The sequence below is a fragment of the Nonlabens sp. genome (genome assembly GCF_047636915.1).
Taxonomy (GTDB): Bacteria; Bacteroidota; Bacteroidia; order Flavobacteriales; family Flavobacteriaceae; genus Nonlabens.
Genome location: NZ_JBLIGN010000149.1, coordinates 1 through 3,780, shown reverse-complemented (window position 1 = coordinate 3,780; position 3,780 = coordinate 1). Strand labels below are relative to the sequence as shown.

The following is a 3,780-nucleotide window of genomic DNA, read 5'->3' as shown; positions in this document are numbered from 1 at the left end:
GATGCCACCTGTTAATTAGCATATTTGTTTTGCTTTGATCGGCATTTGGTTGGCTTCCTACAGATACTATGATGTTTAACAGACTTGTGATGACCATCGCTATGATACTTGTTCTTAAACTTTCAGACCTCATTTTCATTGTAATTATTTTGTTGGTTTGTAATTTGATGGTGCAAATATATTTAGGCATATTCATTCAAATGGATCTCCCTATAATACCAAACAAAAAAAAGTGTCTTCCTTTATCGGGAAGACACTTTTAAAGCATGTAAAAAATCAATAATCAATAAACTTATATCAATATGAAGACTTATGAAGTTTTTTGAATTCGGTAGGTGTCATTTGTGCATGTTTTTTAAAGGCAGTGTAAAAAGCAGCTTTGCTATTAAAACCTACATCTATATAAATAGCAAATATGGTTTCAGGTTGAGGTTCTAGGAGCTTCTTTTTAGCCTCTTCAATTCTGAAACTATTTATAAAGTCGGGGAAACTCATCTTTGCATTCTGATTTATGGCTTGTGATATATGATGAATAGAAAGCCCCAGTTTTTCAGCCACAGTATTCAATTTTAAATCTAAATCTAAGTACATTTTTTCGTTACTAACGACCCCTTTTACTTTCTTAAAAAGGTCAGAAGAATCAGATAATGATGACTTTGCATATTTATCAATAGTAGCTGTGGATAGATCTTCAAAATTACCAGAATAAGCAAATACGGGAAAATGCATAATAGAAAAAGCAAATATGAAAAAGAATATGGAATAGATAAGAGTTTCAAATTTTAGATAAAAGTTAAAACCACCAATATCTAAACTACCTAGAACTGTAGTTATAAAGACTACGATTTGCATAAGTACGACCGCTGCTATGATGATCTTGATCCAATTGTAAAGCGTCTTTTGATTTTCATTCAATACAATTAGTAGGGGCGCTTTTTTTAATTTTTTGTAGGCAAGAAGCATTAGTGTGGTATTGATAGAGCTAACTAAAATATACTCCACTAATACAAATATTCCATAGTTGGATGTCTCTAATGACGCTACAAAATCTTGTAAGTTTTGATAGTGATCAAAAGGAAGAAACACTAAAATCCGGAGTAAGGTATAACCAATAACCACAGGCAACCATTTTTTTATGTTTATTTTGGACTTGGTATAGAGAGCTATGAAATAGTAAAATAACAAACCGGTAAAATGATAGAAAAAGTAAGTTACTCCTGAATAGGTTGCAGGGATTTGATCTGTAATTGAAAGATGATAATCTAATGCTGTAATGACGTAAATAAACAGCAGGGAAGCTAAAACATAGCGTATCTCTTTGTTTTTTCCGAGTCCAAGTTTATTGAATAGAATAAAAACGATTAAGACCAGTCCAAAAACTACACTTAATACTGGGAAAACATTTAGAACTTCCATATCACGAAATTAGAATATTATTATATAAAGGTTGGAGTATTTTTTTGATTTTTAGTTCAATCTACCTTTTTAGCAAATTTTATGATTCCTTTTTATTAGTAATTAAACAATAGAAACACTGCCAGTCTTATGATATCCCTAGCAGTGTTCTTAAGCAGGTATATTCAAAACATATAGCTATTCGTTTTTTTAGCCCTTACTTCTCTCCTTTCTCTGCGTTAAAATTTTAAGTTTTAGCTATCGTTGCGATTGAAAATAGTTCCTTGTTCAAGAAAATAAATTTCTGAAAATTCCAGGAAAGCTACATCCATTGAGTATGGAATCTGGCTGTTTCATAATAGTTGTGTCGTTAAGAGGCTAAAGGAATAAATAGAGAGAGAACCAGAGGACATCATGGAGGAAATTAAAGGCTTTTAAGCTAGATTATAATGCGCATAGTCTGTGCATGCGCAGCTTGTGCTACTTCTAAATTAGTTACTCGTAGTTTAGTGATGTATAGGGTTCCAGTTTACTGCGGGAAGAGGAAGGGCCTTGATAATTGGGAGCGTTGCCAGCTTTATTGTGATGCGGGTAGGATGGAAGGCAGACAAATGGCATTCCAGAATCTATCGGGATGGAACTCCTACATCTCATCCAAATGCAAGGCGTAGCGTATAGAGTACGTATGTAAATAGTTGCAAGGCCTTGAGATTACCAAAGCTGATTTATATAAATAATGAAGTACTCAGTACAAGTGAGAGGAAGGTTAGAGAGATGATCGCGGCTAGTAATAAGCAGCTGCTTAGGAAAGAAAGGTAAGGGTCAACTAAGCACAGGTAAGCCGTGTTTCATAAATATTTCTGATATAGGATTAAAAAATAGTACCGTTTATAAACTACTTTATAAAAATCGAGTAAAGATTTACAAACCTTATACCAGTCAGGTTTTCTATTGTTTCAAATAATTTTGAACGGACAACATTTTTTTGGAGTATTTATTTCTATAACATAATAAAAGGCTATTTAGCAAATGTAAATAGCCTTTTAGATCTTTGTTTTGTTCTCCTTGATCCGTTCTAGATAAGAAGTTATTCGTTCTTTCGGTCATCTCCAGGTCTCGGTGATTTGAATACGTCTAATCCCTCTTTTCTATGCTCCACTACTTGTTCTTTAATAAACTCGCGGAATTCTTTGTTGCTTTGGCCATCCTGTTTAGTGAATTCAGCTACTGTTTTGGTTATTCCTCTTGACTTTGTATTTAAATAAGTTGTACTCATATTGTTACTATTTTAGGTTAGGTGACAGAATACAAGTTTAAAAGTCAAATTTTATTAATACTATATTAAAATCAAGAGAAGGACAGATACAACGGCCTATTTCCCTAGTGTTCTAACACTAATGAACCTTCAAAAGATGGCGATCAATTTTTCTTTTTTCAACCTAGCATCTTTTAATATAAAACTACAGTTACTCGTTGATAGGCTTATTGCAGAACTATTCGGTAAGTTTAGGGCCGTAAATGCCAAGCACAACTCGCTGAAAGACAAAATAAGAGATCATTTAATAAGGAATACAGAATCTTATAAGGAACCTTTTCAGATAAAAAATCTTCGACAAATTCACGAATTATTTATGGCTAACAAAAAAATATTGGGTGTTATAGTACGGACCATTGATCCACAAACGCCTAAAACAAGTACATTAAAAATTCACTTATTTTTTTAAAAAGGTACTCTCTATAAAATCATATAAATCAACGGGCCAAAAATTCAATACCCTACTAGGCTTAGGAACAAAAATGTAAAGGTATTTTCTCGTTGATTTTATAGGTAGCAGTGCCATCGTTCTTATATGGCTCGCATCCTGTAAATTTTAGCATTACGACGCCTTTGAGCAAGTGCTTTCATCTTTCTTTCTTGCAATTACTTGCATCGGCAGTTTAATGATGGGTGAGTCTTGTTATTAGTTCTTCCTGATCTGGAAATAAGGACACCAAGTCTTTTCTTGATTGGAGCTCAAAATCCTTAAAATCAAAACCAGGAGATACGGTGCAACCTATCAAAGAGTACGCATCTTGTTCAACAACTTCACCAGCAAACCAGCAACCGCCAGGAACAACAAACTGAGGCACTTCTCCTTTGTCAAAATCACGACCGATAAGATGCGTGGTATGAATTCCAGATTCAGAGATGATGTGCAAACGTATGGAAGAACCATCATAAAAATGCCAGATCTCATCCTGTTGGATCCTGTGTAATGCTGAAAACTTATCTGATGTAAGGAGAAAATAAATACAGGTAGAAAAATGACGCTTACCGTTATAATTTTGCCCTAAACTATCTTGGTTTATTTCTCCTATACTTCTATAGGTCTCTTTAAAATAACC

Annotated in this window: 3 protein-coding genes; all 3 read right to left on the bottom strand. The window is 33.7% G+C overall.

Features of this window, described 5'->3' with window-relative positions:
• Window positions 1-297 precede the first annotated feature (297 nt).
• Window positions 298-1,416, bottom strand: a complete 1,119-nt coding sequence (locus ACJAT0_RS12975) for a helix-turn-helix domain-containing protein (RefSeq protein ID WP_415181996.1) — start codon at window positions 1,414-1,416, stop codon at window positions 298-300.
• Window positions 1,417-2,482: 1,066 nt separating this feature from the next.
• Window positions 2,483-2,671 (bottom strand): hypothetical protein, encoded by a 189-nt coding sequence (locus ACJAT0_RS12970; protein WP_374004513.1) that lies wholly within the window; start codon window positions 2,669-2,671, stop codon window positions 2,483-2,485.
• A 662-nt stretch (window positions 2,672-3,333) separates the two neighbouring features.
• Window positions 3,334-3,780, bottom strand: a 447-nt coding sequence (locus ACJAT0_RS12965) for a cupin domain-containing protein (protein ID WP_415181995.1), incomplete at its 5' end; no start/stop codon positions are given.